General features: G+C 45.5%; 1 protein-coding gene. It reads right to left on the bottom strand.

Features of this window, described 5'->3' with window-relative positions:
• Positions 1-82 precede the first annotated feature (82 nt).
• The gene (locus tag AC3WRW_RS32945) at positions 83-1,651 is read right to left on the bottom strand and encodes an IS1182 family transposase (RefSeq protein ID WP_492550429.1); all 1,569 of its coding nucleotides are present in this window, start codon (positions 1,649-1,651) and stop codon (positions 83-85) included.
• Between the last annotated feature and the right edge of the window lie 123 nt (positions 1,652-1,774).

The following is a 1,774-nucleotide window of genomic DNA, read 5'->3' as shown; positions in this document are numbered from 1 at the left end:
GAGGGTGTCCCATAAGTAAGAACTAATGACTTTAGGACATGGCTACCATTCAGAAAAATGGTTTTTAAAAAAAGCAAAGGAGTTAAGCGGCTTTCATGTGCTTAACTCCTTTGCTTTTTGCGTCTACGGCCGCTTTCTTTAGCAGATTGTGGGCAAGCGAAAGCCACCCGACCTCTAAGCTTACTTTAGGCAAGCCTCGAAGCAGGAATCTTTTGAATCCTCGGTTGTTCTTGATGTCACCAAATACAGGCTCCGGTTCAATCATCCGCCTGACCGCTAACGCATAACCTTCTTCGCTGCGAAGTTTTTCTCGTGCCTGGTTCTTTAATCGTAAATACTTTAAACTTACTTTGACTTCGCGATTACCCTGGGCTTTGGTACACTGTGCTTTTAGCGGACAGCTTTCACAACTTGCACTCCGGTAATGACGGTATTCGATTTCGTATCCGCTTTCCGTTTTCTCTCTACTTACTCTGCGAAATACGAGGGTTTGTCCCGCAGCGCATGTCCATGTATCTTGCTCAATGTCATAGGTCCAGTTGTCGATTTTGCTTATATCTTTTTGCCATGCTTTACTTTTTTCACGGTGGTAGGTGCTGTATTTGACGATTGCTTCGGTTTCATTTCCCTCTAAATAATCGTAATTTTCTTCCCCGCCATAACCTGCATCTGCAATAATGGTGCTTGGGAGCTTGCCCAACTGCGACTTTAATTTTTCAAGATGTGGGATGAGGCAGCGCGTATCTGTAGGTCGCTGGTGAACACTGTAACCGAGAATGAATTGGTTTTCGGTGCCAATTTGTACATTGTAACCCGGTTTGAGCTGGCCGTTACGCATGTGGTCTTCTTTCATTCGCATAAACGTGGCATCCTTGTCGGTCTTACTGTAGCTGTTTCGACTCCCTAAAATTTCTTCATGTGTTTCATACTTTTGAAGGCGAGGCAGGAGATCCTTTCGGAGTTTGCGTACGGCCTTCTTCAAAGGCTTATCTTTCGGTTTTTCCTGCAGTTTTTCTTCCAATTGCTTGACGGCAAGCTCCAGCTTTTCACTCGTTATTTTCGAAGCTTCGCCTAGTTCCCTTAGATCCCCACTGCCATGTGCCTTTTCTTCTTGCTTCTCGGCTTCTTCGATGGTAGCAAATAGTGTCTGAACTTTTTCTTGAAGCTTGGCTTTGTGCTTCACGACAGCTTTGCCCCAAACAAACGTATACCGATTGGCATTGGCTTCGATTTTAGTCCCATCGACAAAGTAGTTTTCAAGTTGTACGTAGTTCTCATCGGCTAGAAATTGAAGAACCGCCGTAAAGACGGCCTCCAACACATCTTTCATTCGCTCGGAACGAAACCGGTTGATGGTGCGGAAGTCCGGACGCTGTCTACCCGCGACCCACATGAACATGATATTTTCACGGACAGCCTTGGCGATCTGCCGGGAGGAATAAATACGCTGGGTGTAGGCGTAGATAATGACTTTGCTGAGCATCTTTGGATGATAGCTGTCTCGTCCGCCTCCGGGATAAGCCGCGTCAAAAATAGCGTCGTCCAGACGGTCTACTGCTGCGTTGACGACGCGAATGAGATGATTTTGAGGAATATCTTCCTCCAGATCCATTGGCAGTGTAAGTTGGTTCATGGTATATTGAATGTACAAAGAAACCGTTCCTTTCGTAAGTGGTTGGGTGGTACCTCCATTTTACCAAAGAACGGTTTCTTTTTGTTTACAAAAAATGAGAGGCTATCCTCAGTCATTTCTATGACTTATGGGACAGCCTCT

It is taken from the genome of Paenibacillus sp. FW126-R14, from assembly GCF_058789495.1.
Note: the sequence above shows the minus strand (reverse complement) of the source record. Positions and strands in the feature narration are given on the sequence as shown.